Origin of the sequence: Pseudomonas sp. 20P_3.2_Bac5 (assembly GCF_025466035.1) — a bacterium.
Classification (GTDB): domain Bacteria; phylum Pseudomonadota; class Gammaproteobacteria; order Pseudomonadales; family Pseudomonadaceae; genus Aquipseudomonas.
The window spans coordinates 87,020-106,013 of record NZ_JANLOA010000130.1; the positions used below are offsets into that span (position 1 = coordinate 87,020).

Consider the following 18,994-nt stretch of genomic DNA (forward strand, 5'->3'; position numbering starts at 1 on the left):
GTCTCAGGAGAGTGCAGATGGCCAAGCGTATTCAGTTCAGCCAGCATGGCGGCCCCGAGGTACTGACCCTGGTCGATTTCGAACCCACGGCACCGGCGCCGGGCAATGTTCTCGTGCGCAACCACGCCATCGGTCTGAATTTCATCGACACCTATTTCCGTAGCGGCCTCTACGCGCCGCCCGCCCTGCCGTCCGGCCTCGGCACCGAGGGCGCCGGCGTGGTCGAGGCGGTGGGCGATGGCGTGAGCCGCTTCAAGGTTGGCGACCGCGTGGCCTACGGTGGCGGCCCGCTGGGCGCCTACAGCGAACTGCACGAACTGCCGGCGAACAACCTGGTGGAACTGCCGCAAAGCGTCAGCTTCGAAGACGCCGCCGCGGTGATGCTCAAGGGCCTGACCGTGCAATACCTGCTGCGCCAGACCTTCGACGTGCAGCCGGGCCAGATCATCCTGTTCCATGCGGCGGCGGGCGGGGTTGGATCGCTGGCCTGCCAATGGGCCAAGGCGTTGGGCGCGAAGCTGATCGGCACCGTCAGCTCGGCGGAAAAAGCCGAGCGCGCCAAAGCCCTGGGCGCCTGGGCGACCATCGACTACAGCCGTGAAGACGTGGCGCAGCGGGTGCTGGAACTGACCGACGGCAAGAAATGCCCGGTGGTGTATGACGGCGTGGGCCAGGACACCTGGCTGACGTCGCTGGACTGCCTGGCGCCGCGTGGTTTGATGGTGAGTTTCGGTAATGCGTCGGGCGCGGTGAGCGGAGTCAACCTCGGCATCCTGGCGCAGAAGGGCTCGCTGTACGTCACCCGCCCGACCCTGGCGAGCTACGCCAACAGCGCGGAAAACACCCAGGCCATGGCCAACGAACTGTTCGCGATGATCGCCAGCGGCAAGCTGAAGGTGGATATCCAGCAGCGCTATTCGCTGGCTGAGGCGGCGAAAGCGCAGGAGGCGTTGTCGGCGCGGCGGACGGTGGGGTCGACTGTCCTGATTCCCTGATTTTCCGGACTGCGCGTGTTCCCCCCCTGTAGGAGCGAACTTGCTCGCGATAGCCCCGCAAGATGGCTTCATCGCGAGCAAGCTCGCTCCTACAGGGGGGCGAGTGAGCCGTTAGTTAGCCCGCCCGAACCACCTCACCACTGGCCAGATCCCGAATCACACTCGGATTCTTCCGCCCACCCAACGCCCCACCCAGCACCAGATCAAGCTGGTTGTGGAAATACTGCTCCACCCGCAACCGCGACTTGGCGGCCGGACGTCCGGCCGGGTTGGCCGAGGTCGATACCAGCGGGCCGACCAGCGAGCACAAATCCCGCACCAGCGGATGGTCGCTGACCCGCAGCGCCACGGTGTCGTGCACGCCGGTGATCCACTCCGGCAGCATGCCCTGGTGCGGCACCAGCCAGGTGTTCGGGCCGGGCCAGGTGCTGGCCATGCGGTCGAGCCAGAGTTCGGGGAAGTCTTCGAAGAGGAAGTCGAACTGGCGGATGTTGTCGGCGATCAGGATCAGGCCCTTGTTCACCGAGCGCGACTTGAGCGCCAGCAGCCGGTCCACCGCTTCTTCGTTCCATGGGTCACAGCCCAGGCCCCAGACCGCTTCGGTCGGATAGGCGATCACCGCTCCGGCCCGGATTTCCCGCGCGGCTTGTTGCGCACGCCAACTGTTGACCATTTCTGTTACTCCGCTTGAAGGCTGGTGGGCAGTTTACTTAGCCAGGGCGGGCAAACCAACGCCCGGCTTCATTGCACACGCGGCCATCCAGTTCCAGGTCGGTCAACGCCGCCAGCACGCGGTTCAGCGGCAGGCCACTGGCGTGGGCCAGGCCTTCGCTGGTCAGTGGCGCGGCCAGCAGCAGGGCAACCAACGGATGAGCAGGTTTATCCACAGGCGCCGGCGAAAGGTTCTGCCAGCCGCGCAGGCTTTCAAGGATCTGCTCGATGCTTTCCACCAGCAGCGCGCCGTCGCGGATCAACTGGTGGCAGCCCTTGGCGCCGGGGTGGTGGATCGAACCGGGAATGGCGAACACCTCGCGACCCTGTTCCGCCGCCAGCCGCGCGGTGATCAACGAGCCACTGGCGAGGCTCGCCTCCACCACCAGCACGCCCAGGGAAAGCCCGCTGATGATGCGGTTGCGCCGTGGGAAGTTGGCGGGCAGCGGCCCGGCATCCAGGGGAAACTCGGAAACCAGCGCGCTGCCTTGTTCCAGCATGTGACGTGCCAGGTGGCGGTGGCGCTGTGGATAAAGTTTTTGCAGGCCGGTGCCGAGCACACCGATCGTCGCCCCGCCCACCTCGATCGCGGCCTGGTGCGCGGCACCGTCGATGCCCAGGGCCAGGCCGCTGGTCACGACAAAACCGGCCCGGGCCAGGCTGCGGGAAAACGCTGCCGCAGTGCCCAACGCCGGCGGCGAAGCACGGCGGCTGCCGACGATGGCCAACTGCGGTTTATCCACAAGCGCAGGGTCGCCGGCGACAAATAGCAGCGGTGGCGGATTGGGGATTTCCGCGAGCAGCGCAGGGTAGGCGGGGTCGTCCCACATCAGCAAATGCTGGCCCGAACGCTCTAGCCAGGCCATTGCCGCCGCCGCGCCATCGCGCACTTCGGCGCTGCGTCGGGCCTCGCTCGCCGCTGGCGGCAGACCCAGCGTCCGCCAGGCGGAAGCCGGTGCGCTGAGCGCCGCCGAGGCACTACCAAACGCGTGGATCAGTTTCATAAAGCGTTGCGGGCCGACCTCGGGCAGACGCTGCAGACGCAAACGCGCCTCCAGTTCGGCAGGCGGGCAAGCGGGAAAATCGGGGCAGGGCATAAGACCATCCTTGATCTTTTCGGGATTACCCACATCTCACAACCTGTGGATAACTCTGTTGATAATGCTTTGACAACTGCCTGACGAACGCAGTCCGACAGCCGGCATTTCAACCCTAGACGACCTTTTCGCAGGTGCCGAACGCGCAGAATCCCTTTATTATGTGCGCTCATGTTTGTCACACATCGCACAGTGCAGCTCATACGCTTATGGCCATTCTGAACATCCTCGAATTCCCGGACCCGCGCCTTCGCACCATCGCCAAACCGGTGACGGAAGTCGACGACGCCATCCGCCAGTTGGTGGATGACATGTTTGAAACCATGTACGAAGCCCCAGGCATCGGCCTGGCCGCGACTCAGGTCAACGTGCACAAGCGCGTCGTGGTCATGGACCTGAGCGAAGATCGCAGCGAGCCGCGGGTGTTCATCAACCCCGAGCTGGAAGAACTGACCGACGACATGGGCCAGTACCAGGAAGGCTGCCTGTCGGTGCCGGGGTTCTACGAGAACGTCGACCGTCCGCTGAAAGTCCGGGTCAAGGCCCTGGACCGCGACGGCAAACCCTACGAGCTGATCGCCGAAGGCCTGCTGGCCGTGTGCATCCAGCACGAATGCGACCACCTCAACGGCAAGCTGTTCGTCGATTACCTGTCGACGCTCAAACGCGACCGCATCAAGAAGAAGCTGGAAAAGCAGCACCGCCAGCAAGCTTGATCCTCCTCACTCCAGAAGGCTTGCTCCGGCAAGCCTTTTTCTTTTAAGCGAGAACTCCATGCGCATCGTCTTCGCGGGCACCCCCGAGTTTGCCGCCGAACACCTCAAGGCCCTGCTGGCCAGCCACCACGAAATCATCGCCGTCTACACCCAGCCGGACCGTCCGGCCGGCCGTGGGCAAAAGCTGATGCCCAGCCCGGTGAAGCAACTGGCTGTGGATAACAACATTCCGGTGCTGCAACCGCCGACCTTGCGCAACCCCGACGCCCAGGCCGAACTGGCCGCGCTCGCGCCAGACCTGATGGTGGTGGTGGCCTACGGCCTGATCCTGCCGCAAGTGGTGCTGGATATTCCCAGGCTCGGCTGCATCAACAGCCACGCTTCGCTGCTGCCGCGCTGGCGCGGTGCCGCGCCGATCCAGCGCGCCGTGGAAGCCGGCGATGCCGAGAGCGGCGTGACCGTAATGCGTATGGAGGCCGGCCTGGACACGGGCCCGATGCTGCTGAAAGTCAGCACGCCGATCAGCGCCACGGACACCGGCGGCACCCTGCATGACCGCCTGGCCGAACTCGGCCCGCCCGCCGTGCTGGAAGCCATCGCCGGCCTCGACGCTGGCACCCTGCAAGGCGAAGTGCAGGACGATGCCCTGGCCACGTATGCACACAAGCTGAACAAGGACGAAGCACGCCTGGACTGGAGCCGCCCGGCCGTCGAGCTGGAGCGTCAGGTGCGCGCCTTCAACCCGTGGCCGATCTGCCACAGCACCCTGGCGGGCGAAGCGCTGAAAGTGCTGGCCGCCAACCTGGCCGAAGGCCAGGGCGCGCCGGGTGAAATCCTTTCGGCGAGCAAGGACGGCCTGGTCGTCGCCTGCGGCGAGCAGGCACTGAGCCTGACCCGCCTGCAACTGCCCGGCGGCAAGGCGCTGAACTTCAGCGACCTGTTCAACAGCCGCCGCGAGAAATTCACCCCCGGCACGGTACTCGGCCAATGAACCCGCGTCTGGCCGCCGCCCGCGCCCTGGCCGCCGTGCTCAGCGGCAAAGCCTCGCTGAACAGTTCGCTGCCGGCGCAACTGGACAAGGTCGAGGCCCGTGACCGCGGTCTGACCCAAGACCTCGCCTTCGGCACCGCGCGCTGGCAGCCACGGCTCTCGGCGCTGGCCGAGCGCCTGCTGCAAAAACCTTTCAAGAGCGCCGACGCCGATGTGCAGGCGCTGCTGCTGGTGGGCCTGTATCAGTTGTTCTACACCCGCGTCCCGGAGCACGCCGCAATCGGCGAAACCGTGGGCTGCGCCGACAAGCTGAAAAAGCCGTGGGCCAAGGGCCTGCTCAACGCCGTGCTGCGCCGTGCCCAACGTGAAGGCAACGACATCCTCGCCGAGCTGGAGCGCGATCCGGTGGTGCGCACCGCCCACCCGCGCTGGCTGCAAAAGTCGCTGAAGGCGTTCTGGCCGGAGCAGTGGGAAGCCATCTGCGCCGCCAACAACGCTCATCCGCCGATGATCCTGCGGGTCAACCGCCGCCATCACAGCCGCGACGCCTACCTTGAACTGCTGCGCCAGGCTGGCATCGACGCCGCGCCGTGCCAGTACAGCGCCGACGGTATCCTCCTCGCCGCCGCCAGCGATGTGCGTGACCTGCCCGGCTTCGCCGAAGGCTGGATCAGCGTCCAGGACGAAGCCGCGCAACTGGCCGCCGACCTGCTGCAGCTGGCGCCGGGGCAACGGGTGCTGGACGCCTGCTGCGCCCCCGGCGGCAAGACCTGCCACCTGCTCGAAGCCGAGCCGAAGCTGGCCGGCGTGGTCGCCATCGACCTGGAAGCCAAGCGCCTGGTGCGGGTCCGCGAGAACCTCGACCGCCTCGGCCTCGACGCCGAACTGATCGCCTGCGATGCCCGCGACACCGGCGAGTGGTGGGACGGCCAGGGCTTCCAGCGCATCCTGCTGGACGCACCGTGCTCGGCCACCGGCGTGATCCGCCGCCACCCGGACATCAAGCTGACCCGCCAGCCCGACGACATCGCCGCGCTGGCCGCCCTGCAAGGCGAATTGCTCGACGCGCTCTGGCCGACCCTCGAGGTCGGCGGCATGCTGCTCTACGCCACCTGCTCCACCTTGCCCACGGAAAACACCGAGGTGATAGAGGCGTTCCTCGCCCGCACCCCTGGCGCCCGTGAGCTGGACCTGGCCACCGACGCCGGCATTCGCCAGCCGCACGGTCGCCAACTGCTCGCCCAGGAAGGCGGGCACGACGGTTTCTACTACGCCAAGCTGATAAAAATCGCCGCCGCGCGCGGCCTATAACAACAAGGGAAGGGACAGCGGATGAAGATCATCATCCTTGGCGCGGGGCAGGTCGGCGGGACGCTGGCCGAACACCTGGCCAGCGAAGCCAACGACATCACCGTGGTCGACACCGATGGCGAACGCCTGCGCGATCTCGGCGATCGCCTCGATATCCGCACCGTCCAGGGTCGCGGCTCGCTGCCGACCATCCTGCGCCAGGCCGGCGCCGACGACGCCGACATGCTGGTGGCGGTGACCAACAGCGACGAGACCAACATGGTCGCCTGCCAGGTCGCCTACACGCTGTTCCACACCCCGACCAAGATCGCCCGGGTCCGCGAGTCCGCCTACCTGACCCGCAACGAACTGTTCGACAACGAAGCCATTCCGGTGGACGTGCTGATCAGCCCGGAACAGGTCGTGACCCACTACATCAAGCGCCTGATCGAACACCCCGGCGCGCTGCAGGTGATCGACTTCGCCGAAGGCAAGGCGCAACTGGTGGCGGTGAAGGCTTACTACGGCGGGCCGCTGGTGGGCCAGCAACTGCGCCAGATCCGCGCGCACATGCCCAATGTCGACACCCGCGTGGCGGCGATCTTCCGTCGCGACCGGCCGATCCTGCCGCAAGGCGACACGGTGATCGAAGCCGACGACGAGGTGTTCTTCATCGCCGCCAAGGCGCACATCCGCGCGGTGATGGGCGAGCTGCGCCGCCTCGATGAAACCAACAAGCGCGTGGTGATCGCCGGTGGCGGGCAGATCGGCGAACGCCTGGCCGAGGCCATCGAAAGCCGCTATCAGGTGAAAATCATCGAGATGAACGCGGCCCGCTGCCGCTACCTCTCCGACAACCTCGACAGCACCGTGGTGCTCCAGGGCAGTGCCTCGGACCGCGACCTGCTGCTGGAAGAGAACATCGCCGACGCCGACATCTTCCTGGCCCTGACCAACGACGACGAGGCCAATATCATGTCCTCGCTGCTGGCCAAGCGCCTCGGCGCGCGCAAAGTGATGACCATCATCAACAACCCGGCCTACGTCGACCTGGTGCAGGGCGGCGAAATCGATATCGCCATCAGCCCGCAACTGGCGACCATCGGCACCTTGCTGGCCCACGTGCGCCGCGGCGATATCGTCAGCGTTCACTCCCTGCGCCGTGGCGCGGCGGAAGCCATCGAAGCGATCGCCCATGGCGACTCGAAGTCGAGCAAGGTGGTGGGCAAGGCCATCGAAGACATCAACCTGCCGCCGGGCACCACCATCGGCGCGATCATCCGCGACGACGAAGTGCTGATCGCCCACGACGACACGGTGATCAAGAGCGGCGACCACGTGATCCTGTTCGTTGTGGATAAAAAGTACATTCGCGATGTGGAGAAGCTGTTCCACGTCGGTCTGACGTTCTTCTGACCGTTACCGAAGGAAGGGAAGGCAATGCGCGAATCGCTGGAAAAGATGCTCGCCAAGGGTGTGGATAACCCATTGCTGCGCTTCGGGCTGGGCAAGTCCTGGCTGGACGAAGGCAACGGCGCCGAAGCGGCGGTACACCTGGCGCGGTGTGTGGAGCTGGATCCGAAGTATTCGGCGGCGTGGAAGTTGCTCGGCAAGGCGTGGGTGGCGGCTGGGGATAACGCTGCGGCGCGGGCGGCCTGGCAGCAGGGGATTGCGGCGGCGCAGGCTCATGGGGACAAGCAGGCCGAGAAGGAAATGGCGGTGTTCTTGAAGAAGCTGGATAAAGCGGGGAATTGAGGCGTCTGGTTTCGAGGGCTTCGCGAGCAAGCTCGCTCCTACAGGGGATTGCGTCATCCCTGTAGGAGCGAGCTCGTCGGGGCGCCGAACCGTCGCGATGAGGCCCTCAATACCAACGAGCTTCCCCAGCCGGCCGCTTCTTGAACCGTTTCATGCTCCACATGTACTGACTCGGATAGGCCCGCACATACTTTTCCACCACCTGGCTCATCGCCGCCGCCGAGGTCTCGGTGTCGGTGCTGTACATCGCCTCCGGCGCCGCTTCGAGGATCACCTTGAAGCCTGAACCGTCCGGCAGCCGCAAGGCATGCAGGAACACCCCGACCGCCTTGCCGCCCGCCAGCATGTTCGGCACGAACTTGCTGGTCAGCGCTTTGGTCCCCAGGAACGGCACGAAGATCCCCGCCGATTCCGCCGGCTCCGGGTCAGCCGGAATCCCCACCTGACCGCCACGACGCACTTCCTTGATGATGCTCAGGATGCCTTCCTTGGTCGAAGGCGCAACGCGGTTGCCCAGTTGCACGCGCTGCTCGCGCAGCAGGTCATCGACCGCCTTGAGCTTGGGCGGGCGGTAGAAAATGATCGGTTTGCACTGGCTGCAATAGAAGTGGTTGAGCACTTCCCAGTTGCCGAGGTGGCTGGTGATGCCAACCACGCCTTTGCCCGAGGCCAGCGCGTCTTTCAACACCTCCAGGCCTTCGACTTCACGCACCAGGTCGATGGAACGCTGCGCCGGCCAGATCCAGGCGCAGGCGCTTTCGGTGAAAGACTTGCCGATGTCCATCAGCGAGCGTCCCACCAACTTCTCGCGCTCGACCGGGTCCATCTCGGGGAAGCATTTGGCGAGGTTGATCCGCACCACTTCACGGGAGCTGTTCGGCACCTTCCACATGATCCAGCCGATGGCCGCGCCGACCCGTTGCACCGCGCCCCAAGGCAGCTTGGCAAACAACCGCAACGCCCCGACCATCAAGGCGCCCTTGAACTTTTCCACAGGCAGGTTCCTCCGTAAGCAAGCCGGGCATTGTAACCGTCAGCGCAGCAGGGCGGCGTATCGATCGCAATCGGTGGTGTGATCCATGACCATGCCGGTGGCCTGCATGAAGGCATAGCAGATGGTCGGTCCGACGAAGGTGAACCCGGCCTTTTGCAGCGCCTTGCTCATGGCCTTGGCCTCGTCGGTCACCGCCGGCACGTCGCTGCGCTCGACAAAATGGTTGATCTTCGGCTGGCCGCCAACGAAGGACCAGAGCCACTGCGCCGGGTCTTGCAGCTCCAGCCAGGCGCGCGCATTGCGCCGGGCGGCGTTGAGCTTCAGGCGGTTGCGGATGATGCCGGGGTCGAGCATGCGCTCTTCGATTTCTTCATCGGTCATCTGCGCCAGCCGGTGGGGATCGAAACCGAACAGCACTTGCCGATAACGCTCGCGCTTTTTCAGCACGGTGATCCACGACAGACCGGCCTGGAATCCTTCCAGAAGCAGCATTTCGAAGAGCTGCTGCGCATCGCGCTGCGGCGTGCCCCATTCCTGATCGTGATAAGTCTGGTACAGCGGATCGTCGGTACACCAAAAGCAACGTGGCATAAAGCACCATGGGTAGAGGCCGGGGCGAATCGGGTTATACTCCCGCTCTTTATATTCGCAGCCCTAGAAACAGGTGAATTTCGTGAGCCAGCCTACGCCAGCCGTGCGTACCTTCCAAGACTTGATCCTCGCGCTCCAGCAGTACTGGGCCGAGCAAGGTTGTGTGGTGCTTCAGCCCTACGATATGGAAGTGGGCGCCGGCACCTTTCATACCGCCACGTTTCTGCGCGCCGTAGGCCCGGAAACCTGGAACGCCGCTTACGTACAGCCAAGCCGTCGCCCGGCCGATGGCCGTTACGGTGAAAACCCCAACCGCCTGCAGCACTACTACCAGTTCCAGGTGGTGCTCAAGCCGAACCCGGCCAACTTCCAGGAGCTGTACCTCGGCTCGCTGAAAGCCATCGGCCTGGATCCGCTGGTTCACGACATCCGTTTCGTCGAAGACAACTGGGAATCGCCGACCCTCGGCGCCTGGGGTCTGGGTTGGGAAATCTGGCTCAACGGCATGGAAGTCACCCAGTTCACCTACTTCCAGCAAGTTGGCGGCATCGAATGCCTGCCGGTCACCGGTGAAATCACCTATGGCCTGGAACGTCTGGCCATGTACCTGCAGGGCGTCGACTCGGTCTACGACCTGGTCTGGACCGACGGTCCGTTCGGCAAGGTGACCTACGGCGACGTGTTCCACCAGAACGAAGTGGAGCAGTCGACCTACAACTTCGAACACGCCAACGTCGAGAAACTGTTCGAGCTGTTCGACTTCTACGAAAGCGAAGCCAACCGCCTGATCGAGCTGGAACTGCCGCTGCCGACCTACGAAATGGTCCTCAAGGCGTCCCACACCTTCAACCTGCTGGATGCCCGCCGCGCCATCTCGGTCACCGAGCGCCAGCGTTACATCCTGCGCGTGCGCACCCTGGCCCGCGCCGTGGCGCAGAGCTACCTGAACGCCCGCGCCAAGCTGGGCTTCCCGATGGCGACCCCTGAATTGCGTGATGAAGTGTTGGCCAAGCTGGAGGCTGCAGAATGAGTGCTCAAGATTTCCTGGTTGAACTGGGCACCGAAGAGCTGCCACCCAAGGCCCTGGCCAGCCTCGGCGATGCGTTTCTCGCCGGCATCGAAAAAGGCCTGCAGGCCGCCGGCCTGAACTACACCGGCAAACAGGTGTACGCCGCACCGCGCCGCCTGGCCGTGCTGATCCGTCAACTCGACACCCAGCAGCCAGACCGCAGCATCAACGTCGACGGCCCGCCCCGCCAGGCCGCATTCGACGCTGAAGGCAACCCGACCCAGGCCGCCCTCGGCTTCGCCAAGAAGTGTGGCGTTGAACTGTCGGAAATCGACCAGAGCGGCGCCAAGCTGCGTTTCTCCCAGCACATCCCGGGCAAGGCGACCGCCAGCCTGCTGCCGACCATCGTCGAAGATTCGCTGAACGACCTGCCGATTCCCAAGCGCATGCGCTGGGGTGCTCGCCGCGAAGAGTTCGTGCGCCCGACCCAATGGCTGGTAATGCTGCTGGGTGACGAGGTGGTCGATTGCACCATCCTCGCCCAGGCTGCCGGTCGCGAATCCCGTGGCCACCGCTTCCACCATCCGGAAAACGTACGCATCAGCGCTCCGGCCAACTACCAGGAAGACCTGCGCAAGGCCTACGTCCTGGCCGACTTCGCCGAGCGTCGCGAGCTGATCAGCAAGCGCACCGCTGAACTGGCGATGCAGCAGGAAGGCACTGCGATCGTGCCGCCAGCGCTGCTGGACGAAGTGACAGCGCTGGTCGAGTGGCCGGTGCCGCTGGTCTGCTCGTTCGAGGAACGTTTCCTCGAAGTGCCGCAAGAAGCCCTGATCACCACCATGCAGGACAACCAGAAGTACTTCTGCCTGCTGGACGTCGACGGCAAGCTGCTGCCGCGCTTCATCACCGTGGCCAACGTCGAGAGCCGCGATCCGAAGCAGATCGTCGAAGGCAACGAGAAGGTCGTGCGCCCACGCCTGACCGACGCCGAGTTCTTCTTCAAGCAGGACAAGAAGCAGCCACTGGCAAGCTTCAACGACCGCCTGCAGAACGTGGTCTTCCAGGCCCAGTTGGGCAGCGTTTTCGACAAGGCCGAGCGCGTTTCGAATCTGGCCGCGTTCATCGCCGGCAAGATCGGCGGCGACGCCCAGCGTGCTGCCCGCGCGGGTCTGCTGTCCAAGTGCGACCTGGCCTCCGAGATGGTCGGCGAATTCCCTGAAATGCAGGGCGTTGCCGGTTACTACTACGCGCTCAACGACGGCGAGCCGGAAGATGTCGCTCTGGCCCTGAACGAGCAGTACATGCCGCGCGGTGCTGGCGCTGAACTGCCATCGACCCTGACCGGCGCGGCCGTGGCCATCGCCGACAAGCTCGACACCCTGGTCGGCATCTTCGGTATCGGCATGCTGCCAACCGGCAGCAAAGACCCGTATGCACTGCGTCGTGCGGCCCTGGGCGTACTGCGCATCCTGATCGAGAAGCAACTGGACCTGGACCTGACCGAAGCAGTCGACTTCGCGGTCAAGCAATTCGGTGCCAAGGTCAAGCCGGCCGGCCTGGCCGAGCTGGTGCTGGAGTTCATCTTCGACCGCCTGCGTGCGCGCTACGAAGATGAAGGCATCGATGTTGCCACCTACCTGTCGGTCCGTGCCCTGAAGCCGGGTTCGGCGCTGGACTTCGACCAGCGCGTGCAGGCCGTACAGGCCTTCCGCCAACTGCCGGAAGCCGCCGCCCTGGCCGCGGTGAACAAGCGCGTGTCGAACCTGCTGAGCAAAGCCGAAGGCACCGTGGCCACCACCGTCGAGCCGAAGTACTTCGACAACGCCAACGAGTTCTCGCTGTACTCGGCGATCCAGCAGGCCGACCACGCCGTGCAACCGCTGGCAGCAGCGCGTCAGTACCGCGAGTCGCTGGCGCGTCTGGCTGCCCTGCGTGAGCCGGTGGATGCGTTCTTCGAAGCGGTGATGGTCAATGCCGAGGACGCCAACGTGCGGGCCAACCGTTATGCCCTGCTCAGCCGCCTGCGCGGTCTGTTCCTGGGCGTGGCCGACATCTCGCTGCTGGGGTAAGCCTTGAAACTGCTGATTCTCGATCGTGACGGGGTGATCAACCAGGACTCCGACGCCTACATCAAGTCGCTGGAGGAATGGATTCCGATCCCCGGCTCGATCGAGGCCATCGCGCAGTTGAGCCAGGCCGGCTGGACGGTGGCCGTCGCCACCAACCAGTCCGGCATCGCTCGCGGCTACTACCCGCTGTCGACCCTCGACGCCATGCACGCCCGCCTGCGTGAGCTGGTGGCCGCGCTGGGTGGCGAAGTCGGGCTGATCGTCCACTGCCCGCACGGGCCGGACGATGGCTGCGATTGCCGCAAGCCAAAGCCCGGAATGCTGCGGCAGATTGCCCAACACTATGACGCCAGCCTCGCTGGCGTGTGGTTCGTCGGCGACAGCAGCGGTGACCTGGAAGCTGCGGCAACCGTCGATGCTCAACCGGTTCTGGTACGCACCGGCAAGGGTGAGAAGACCCTGGCCAAGGGCGTTGCGCCGGATACACTGATTTTCGATGACCTGGCTGCCGTCGCCAGAGCACTTATCCACAAATAGCGCGCCTGCCCCTTGCGGGCGCACTCTTACTAGGCGGGCCCTCCCGCAACGGTACAAGCCGCTATGTCGATCCTGCAGGCGATCAGAATCGTTCCCTTTTATCTGTTGTTGGGCGCCAGCGCGCTGATCTGGTGTTCACTCAGCTTCTTTATCGCGCCATTCCTGCCGTTCCGTTATCGCTATCGCTGGATCAACGTCTACTGGTGCCGCTTCGCGCTGGTGCTGGTGCGGGTGTTCCTGAATATCCGGGTCAAGGTGACCGGCGCCGAAAACATCCCCGAGCGCCCCTGCGTGATCCTCTCCAATCACCAGAGCACCTGGGAAACCTTCTTCCTCTCCGCGTACTTCCAGCCTCTGAGCCAAGTGCTCAAGCGCGAGTTGCTGTACGTGCCGTTCTTCGGATGGGCCATGGCCATGCTGCGGCCGATCGCCATCGACCGCGATAACCCCAAAGCCGCCCTGAAACAGGTTGCCGCCAAAGGCGACAAGCTGCTCAAGGAACGTGTCTGGGTGCTGATCTTCCCGGAAGGCACCCGCGTGCCATTCGGCCAGATCGGCAAGTTCTCGCGCAGTGGCGCCGCCCTGGCGGTGAACGCCGACCTGCCAGTACTGCCCATTGCCCACAACGCTGGCAAGTACTGGCCCAAGGAAGGCTGGGGCAAACGCGCCGGCACCATCGAAGTGGTCATCGGCGAGCCGATGTGGGCCGAAGGTAGTGGTCCGCGGGCAATCGCCGAACTGAACGACCGCGCTGCGGCTTGGAACGAAAAGACCCAGCGCGAACTGGGTTCGCTGCCACCTCTGCAGGCGGTCAGCGAAACCCAGTCGGTCGCTTGACCCGTTCTGTGGATAACTTGTTGACAATATTTGGATTGCTTACGAAAAAACGCGCTAACTCATTAATCTACTTACATATTTCTATGTATGACTGTTTCGTGTAAATCGTGCATAAGTTTTTTCGCGGAATAAAAAAACCGGCTTTTACGCCGGTTTTTTTGTGCCTGTTATTCACACCTTGTCGATGTCTACGTCGCGGGTCTCTTTCAGGCAGAACAGCCCCACCACCAGACTGACGCCGGTGATCAGAACCGGGTACCAGAGCCCGTAGAAAATATCGCCGGTGTACACCACCAGGGCGAACGATACGGTGGGCAGGAAACCGCCGAACCAGCCGTTGCCGATGTGGTAGGGCAGGGACATCGAGGTGTAGCGGATGCGGGTCGGGAACAACTCGACCATCACCGCGGCCAGCGGTCCGTAGGTCATGGTGGCGATCAGGATCATCACCACGATCAACAGCACCACCATCGGCTGGTTGACGCTGCTGGCGTCCGCTTTGGACGGATAGCCTGCCTTCTCGATGGCGGCGCGCATTGCGGCCTCGTCGAAGCCCTCGATGCGCTGCTCACCCACCATCACTGCCACGCTGCTGCCGGCAGGTACCGATTGCGAGCTGTACGGCAGACCCTGTTTGACCAGGAACGTCTTGACCTTGTCGCACGGGCTGTCGAAACGCGCCTTGCCCACCGGGTCGAACTGGAAGGTGCAGCCGGCAGGATCAGCCATCACCACGATGGGCGACTGACGGCTGGCGGTGTCGATCTGCGGGTTGGCGTAGTGGCTCAGCGCTTTGAATAGCGGGAAGTAGAGTAGGGTGGCGAGCAACAGGCCCGTCATCAGGATCGGCTTGCGCCCGATGCGGTCCGACAACCAGCCAAAGAAGACGAAGAACGGCGCGCCGATCACCACGCTGATGATCAGCAGGGTGTTGGCTTGGGCCGGGTCCATCTTGAGCATCTGGGTCATGAAGAACAGCACGTAGAACTGCGCGGTGTAGAAGGTTACCGCCTGCCCGGCGTTGATGCTGAACAGCGCCGTCAGAACGACCTTGAGGTTCGGCCAGGAGGTGAAGGACTCGCGGATCGGCGACTTGCTGATCTTGCCTTGGGCCTTCATTTTCACGAAGGCCGGCGACTCATGCATGCTCATGCGGATCCAGGTGGAGATCGCCAGCAGCACGATGGACAGCAGGAACGGCAGGCGCCAGCCCCAGGTTTCGAACTGGTCGCCACTGATGTAGCGGCTGCCCAGCACCACCAGCAGCGACAGCAGCAGGCCGAGGGTCGCGGTGGACTGGATAAAGCCTGTGTGGAAACCACGTTTGCCGTGCGGGGCGTGTTCGGCAACGTAGGTCGCCGCGCCGCCGTACTCACCGCCCAGCGCCAGGCCCTGGAGCATGCGCAGCACTACCAGGATGATCGGTGCGGCGATGCCGATGCTGGCGTAGGTCGGCAGCAAGCCCACGGCGAAGGTCGACAGGCCCATCAGCACGATGGTCACCAGGAAGGTGTACTTGCGGCCGATCATGTCTCCCAGCCGCCCGAACACCAGGGCACCGAAAGGCCTGACCAGGAACCCGGCGGCAAATGCCATCAGCGCAAAGATGAACGCCGTGGTGTCGTTGACCCCGGCGAAGAACTGTTTGCTGATGACCGCGGCCAACGCCCCGTAGAGAAAAAAGTCATACCACTCGAAAACCGTCCCGAGGGATGACGCGAAAATGATCTTGCGCTCTTCGCGGCGGCTGCTGGCCGTCGTGGTTGCGCTCTGTTGCTGAAGGGTGTCCGACATCGTGCTGTCCTCGGCCCACGTTGGGGCACAGTGATTATTGTTGTTGTCCACTGTCGACACCGGTCGACCGCTGCCGGTGTCACTGTTGCCACGCCGCCCCGCGCAAGGCTCAGGGCGTCGCTATCTTCGTGCGGTCACTGCGGGTGCTGACGGCCTCATGGCCCTGGCGGATCAGTTGCGCGGCCTTTTCCGCGATCATCAAGGTGGGTGAGCAGGTATTGCCCGAAACGATGTTCGGCATGATCGACGCATCGGCGACGCGCAGGCCGGCGATACCGTGAACCCGCAACTGCGCGTCCACCACATCCAGCGGCCCGTTGCCCATGCGGCAGGTACCCACCGGATGGAAGATGGTGGTGCCGATCTGGCCGGCAGCGGCGTACAGGTCTTCGTCACTCTGCAACGTCGGTCCCGGCAGGTACTCGCGCGGCGAGAAGGGCGCGAGGGCAGGGGACTGGACGATGTTGCGGGTCAGGCGGATGGCCTGGGCGGCGACCTGCAGGTCTTCCGGCGCGCTGAGGTAATTGGGGTCGATCAATGGCGCGTCGGCAGGGTCCGCCGAGCGGATATCCACACGTCCGCGGCTGAGCGGGCGCAAGTTACACACCGACGCCGTGAAGGCGGCGAAGCGGTGCAACGGCTCGCCAAAGCGGTCCAGCGACAGCGGCTGAACGTGGTACTGGAGATTTGGCGAAGCCTGCTCCGGCCCCGAACGCACGAACGCGCCCAATTGGCTCGGCGCCATGGCCAGCGGGCCACTGCGGTCATAGAGATAACGCAGGCCCATGCCCATCTTGCCGAAGAGCGTGTTGGCCACCTGATTGAGGGTGCGGACGTTGTCGACCTGGTAGATCAGCCGCAATTGCAGATGGTCCTGCAGGTTGCCACCGACGCCCGGAAGTTCGTGGTTCACGCCGATGCCCAAACGCTCCAGCAGCGGCCGAGGGCCGATGCCGGAACGCTGGAGGATTCCCGGCGAACCGATGGAGCCGGCGCACAGGATCACTTCACGGCGCGCGTCGAAGTTCTGCCATTGCCCCTGCCACCGTGCGCGCACCGCAGAGGCACGGCCGTTCTCCAGCAGCACACGGTCCACGTCGACACCCGTCAGTACGCTCAGGTTGGTGCGGTGGGCAATCGGCCGGAGAAACGCCTTGGAGGCATTCCAGCGCACGCCGGCTTTCTGGTTGACCTGAAAATATCCACAGCCCTGGTTATCGCCGCCGTTGAAGTCATCGACGCTGGCGATCCCCTGTTGCGCGGCCGCCTCGCGAAACGCGTCGAGGATCGCCCAGGAATAACGCTGCTGCTCGACCCGCCATTCACCCTCAGCACCGTGCGCCTCGCTGGCGCCGGCGTAGTGACGCTCGCTCGCCTTGAACAGCGGCAGCACATCCTTCCACGCCCAGCCGGGATTGCCCTCGTCGGCCCAGCGGTCATAGTCGCCGGACTGGCCGCGCATGTAGATCATGCCGTTGATCGAGGAACAACCGCCGAGCACCTTGCCCCGTGGATAACCCAGGCTGCGTCCGTTGAGGCCGGCTTGGGATTCAGTCTTGAAGCACCAGTCGGTGCGGGGATTGCCAATGCAGTAGAGATAACCGACCGGGATATGAATCCAGGGGTAGTTGTCGCGGCCACCGGCTTCGAGCAGGGCAACGCGACAGGAAGGATCGGCGGACAACCGGTTCGCCAGCAGGCAACCCGCGGGACCGGCACCGACGATGACGTAGTCGTAGGAATGATCGGCTGATGGCATGAAGACCTCGCGCCTGATTTTTATTCTTGTCTTGGCTCAGTGTTATTGATTATTTTCGAGATGAAAACGTTCGTTTTCACTCAACCGCTGTGCGTTTAAACACAACGCCAGCAAGCCTGCGGTTAACAGGGACAGCCAATGTTCGACTGGAATGATCTGCGGTTTTTTCTCGAATTACAGCGCAGCGGCCGCTTGCTCACCGCCGCCAAGCGCCTCAATACTACCCACAGCACCGTGGCCCGGCACATCGAAAATATCGAGCAGAGCCTGGGCACCGCGCTGTTCGTCCAGCATGCCCAGGGCTATGAACTGACGCCGTCCGGCCAGGCCCTGCTCAAGCATGCCGAGGCGATGGAGAACGTCGCGCTGCTGGCCCAGGAAGAAATCACCCAGGCCATCACCCCGCTGGGCAAGATCCGCCTGGGGGTCACCGAAGGCATCGGCATCATGTTTTTCACGCCGCGCATGGGCAGCCTGTTCGACCGGTATCCGGGGCTGGAAGTGGAGCTGGTGGCGGTGCCGCGCTTTGTCAGCATCATCAACCGCGAGGCGGAAATCAGCATCCACCTGGAGCGACCCAACGCCGACCTGTTGATCACCCGCAAGCTCACCGACTACCGCCTGGCGCTCTACGCCAGCCCCGACTACCTCGCCCGCGCCCCCGCGCTGAACAGCCGCGAAGACCTGGCTCGGCACACCTGGATCGGCTACGTCGACGACCTGTTGTTCAGCCAGGAGCTGCTGTTTCTGCACAGCTTCTGCCGGGCGCCGAACGTGGTGTTCCGCAGCACCAGCGTGATCGCCCAGCAGCATGCGGCGCGCGCCGGGCTGGGCATCGCCGTGCTGCCCAACTACATGGCGCGGCACGACACAGGGCTGGTGCGTATCCTGCCCAGCGAAACCATCCAGCGCAGCTACTGGATCAGCACACGCCGCGAGTTGCACAAGTCGGTGCGCCTGCGGGTAGTCTGGGACTACTTGCTGGCGCTGTGCGCGCAAGAGCAGGGCGAACTGTTGGCCGACTAGCTCAGTGCAGCAAGGTGTTGAACGCCAGCAACACCGCAGCCCCGATCCCGACCAGCGCGAACGCCTGTTGCAGGCGCGGCCCGGCCAGGTGGTGGGCGATCTGGCGTCCAGCGAGCAGACCGGCCAGCGCGCCCGCGGCAAACGGCGCGCCGATCGCCCAAGGCATCACACCACTGAAGCTGGCCGTCAGCACGCTGCCGCTGGAGACCAGGGCGATCACCGCCAGCGAGGTGGCCACCATACTTTTCATGTCGAGGTTGGTGTAGCGACCCAAGGCGGGAATGATGACGAATCCGCCGCCCACGCCTAACAACCCGGACAGCAATCCAGCGAGCAATCCGGTAAAGGCGAGTGCCCGGGCGCAGGGCAGGGTCCAGCGCAACCGCCCCTGCTGCGGGTTGAGGACGCAAGGTTGTATCTGTCGATTAGCGCAGGGCGACTCGCCGCCTAGCTCGCGTCGGGCCCTTAGAAGCATCCGTCCACAGGCATACACCAGCACCGCCGAGAATCCCAACGCCAGCGGCGCGTTGGGCAGTTGATGCGCCAGCCAGAAACCGAAGGGCGCTGCCAACCAGCCGAGCCCGGCGATAAAGAACGCCGCCCGGTAACGCACCAACCCTTGGCGCCAGCCCAATATCGCGCCAACGCCGGCGGCCAGTCCCACCGCGAGCAAGCCGATCGGCGCTGCTTCGACCATCGACAGACCAAGTCCGAAGACCAGTAGCGGCACGGCAAGGATTCCTCCACCGGCACCCGTCAGCGCCAGGATCAAGCCAATGACCGCGCCCAGTCCGGCACCGAGCAACTCATGTTCCATCATG

The 18,994-nt window shown here is 64.2% G+C and carries 18 protein-coding genes; 11 read left to right on the forward strand and 7 right to left on the reverse strand.

Going from position 1 to position 18,994, the window contains the following annotated elements; genetic code table 11:
• Window positions 1-17 precede the first annotated feature (17 nt).
• Window positions 18-995 (forward strand): NADPH:quinone reductase, encoded by a 978-nt coding sequence (locus NTD88_RS25210; protein ID WP_262156477.1) that lies wholly within the window; start codon window positions 18-20, stop codon window positions 993-995.
• 115 nt (window positions 996-1,110) lie between these two features.
• On the opposite strand, the gene NTD88_RS25215 is transcribed toward NTD88_RS25210, so the two are convergent.
• Complete coding sequence (locus NTD88_RS25215; protein WP_095159096.1) at window positions 1,111-1,668, reverse strand: L-threonylcarbamoyladenylate synthase; 558 nt, start codon at window positions 1,666-1,668, stop codon at window positions 1,111-1,113.
• Between the two features lie 37 nt (window positions 1,669-1,705).
• On the reverse strand, window positions 1,706-2,803 hold the full coding sequence (gene dprA / locus NTD88_RS25220) for a DNA-processing protein DprA (RefSeq protein WP_262156478.1): 1,098 nt from the start codon (window positions 2,801-2,803) through the stop codon (window positions 1,706-1,708).
• 209 nt (window positions 2,804-3,012) lie between these two features.
• Between dprA and def the strand changes: the two genes are divergently transcribed.
• Genes def through NTD88_RS25245 form a run of 5 tightly spaced genes read left to right on the forward strand, consistent with a single transcriptional unit; the run spans window position 3,013 to window position 7,554 of the window.
• Window positions 3,013-3,519: a peptide deformylase gene (gene def, locus NTD88_RS25225; protein ID WP_095159098.1), complete on the forward strand. Its 507-nt coding sequence runs from the start codon at window positions 3,013-3,015 to the stop codon at window positions 3,517-3,519.
• A gap of 58 nt (window positions 3,520-3,577) precedes the next feature.
• Complete coding sequence (gene fmt / locus NTD88_RS25230) at window positions 3,578-4,510, forward strand: methionyl-tRNA formyltransferase (protein WP_262156479.1); 933 nt, start codon at window positions 3,578-3,580, stop codon at window positions 4,508-4,510.
• Window positions 4,507-5,820: a 16S rRNA (cytosine(967)-C(5))-methyltransferase RsmB gene (rsmB, locus tag NTD88_RS25235; protein WP_262156480.1), complete on the forward strand. Its 1,314-nt coding sequence runs from the start codon at window positions 4,507-4,509 to the stop codon at window positions 5,818-5,820. The genes fmt and rsmB overlap by 4 nt, the downstream gene beginning before the upstream one ends.
• Before the next feature lie 21 nt (window positions 5,821-5,841).
• Complete coding sequence (gene trkA, locus NTD88_RS25240; protein ID WP_262156481.1) at window positions 5,842-7,215, forward strand: Trk system potassium transporter TrkA; 1,374 nt, start codon at window positions 5,842-5,844, stop codon at window positions 7,213-7,215.
• A gap of 24 nt (window positions 7,216-7,239) precedes the next feature.
• The gene (locus tag NTD88_RS25245) at window positions 7,240-7,554 is read left to right on the forward strand and encodes a tetratricopeptide repeat protein (RefSeq protein ID WP_262130751.1); all 315 of its coding nucleotides are present in this window, start codon (window positions 7,240-7,242) and stop codon (window positions 7,552-7,554) included.
• Window positions 7,555-7,660: 106 nt separating this feature from the next.
• On the opposite strand, the gene NTD88_RS25250 is transcribed toward NTD88_RS25245, so the two are convergent.
• Both NTD88_RS25250 and NTD88_RS25255 read right to left on the reverse strand, forming a co-directional pair.
• On the reverse strand, window positions 7,661-8,548 hold the full coding sequence (locus NTD88_RS25250; RefSeq protein ID WP_095159103.1) for a lysophospholipid acyltransferase: 888 nt from the start codon (window positions 8,546-8,548) through the stop codon (window positions 7,661-7,663).
• A 39-nt stretch (window positions 8,549-8,587) separates the two neighbouring features.
• Window positions 8,588-9,139 carry a DNA-3-methyladenine glycosylase I gene (locus NTD88_RS25255; RefSeq protein ID WP_262156482.1) on the reverse strand — a complete coding sequence of 184 codons (552 nt, stop codon included), beginning with the start codon at window positions 9,137-9,139 and terminating at the stop codon, window positions 8,588-8,590.
• Window positions 9,140-9,221: 82 nt separating this feature from the next.
• On the opposite strand from NTD88_RS25255, the gene glyQ reads away from it, so the two are divergent.
• From glyQ to NTD88_RS25275, 4 genes are all read left to right on the forward strand, one after another.
• Window positions 9,222-10,169 (forward strand): glycine--tRNA ligase subunit alpha, encoded by a 948-nt coding sequence (gene glyQ / locus NTD88_RS25260; protein ID WP_110969864.1) that lies wholly within the window; start codon window positions 9,222-9,224, stop codon window positions 10,167-10,169.
• Entirely contained in the window at window positions 10,166-12,220 is a 2,055-nt protein-coding gene (glyS, locus tag NTD88_RS25265; RefSeq protein WP_262156483.1) for a glycine--tRNA ligase subunit beta, read from the forward strand. The genes glyQ and glyS overlap by 4 nt, the downstream gene beginning before the upstream one ends.
• A gap of 3 nt (window positions 12,221-12,223) precedes the next feature.
• The gene (gmhB, locus tag NTD88_RS25270) at window positions 12,224-12,757 is read left to right on the forward strand and encodes a D-glycero-beta-D-manno-heptose 1,7-bisphosphate 7-phosphatase (RefSeq protein ID WP_095159106.1); all 534 of its coding nucleotides are present in this window, start codon (window positions 12,224-12,226) and stop codon (window positions 12,755-12,757) included.
• Window positions 12,758-12,820: 63 nt separating this feature from the next.
• Entirely contained in the window at window positions 12,821-13,594 is a 774-nt protein-coding gene (locus NTD88_RS25275) for a lysophospholipid acyltransferase family protein (protein ID WP_095159107.1), read from the forward strand.
• Between the two features lie 171 nt (window positions 13,595-13,765).
• Here the strand turns inward: NTD88_RS25275 and NTD88_RS25280 are convergent, their stop codons facing one another.
• Together NTD88_RS25280 and NTD88_RS25285 are read right to left on the reverse strand one after the other, a co-directional pair.
• Complete coding sequence (locus NTD88_RS25280; protein WP_262156484.1) at window positions 13,766-15,388, reverse strand: MFS transporter; 1,623 nt, start codon at window positions 15,386-15,388, stop codon at window positions 13,766-13,768.
• 109 nt (window positions 15,389-15,497) lie between these two features.
• Window positions 15,498-17,147 (reverse strand): GMC family oxidoreductase, encoded by a 1,650-nt coding sequence (locus tag NTD88_RS25285; RefSeq protein ID WP_262156485.1) that lies wholly within the window; start codon window positions 17,145-17,147, stop codon window positions 15,498-15,500.
• A 138-nt stretch (window positions 17,148-17,285) separates the two neighbouring features.
• On the opposite strand from NTD88_RS25285, the gene NTD88_RS25290 reads away from it, so the two are divergent.
• Complete coding sequence (locus NTD88_RS25290) at window positions 17,286-18,173, forward strand: LysR family transcriptional regulator (RefSeq protein ID WP_095159110.1); 888 nt, start codon at window positions 17,286-17,288, stop codon at window positions 18,171-18,173.
• 1 nt (window position 18,174) lies between these two features.
• Here NTD88_RS25290 and NTD88_RS25295 read toward each other — a convergent pair whose 3' ends face one another.
• Window positions 18,175-18,993 (reverse strand): sulfite exporter TauE/SafE family protein, encoded by an 819-nt coding sequence (locus tag NTD88_RS25295; RefSeq protein WP_262156486.1) that lies wholly within the window; start codon window positions 18,991-18,993, stop codon window positions 18,175-18,177.
• Between the last annotated feature and the right edge of the window lies 1 nt (window position 18,994).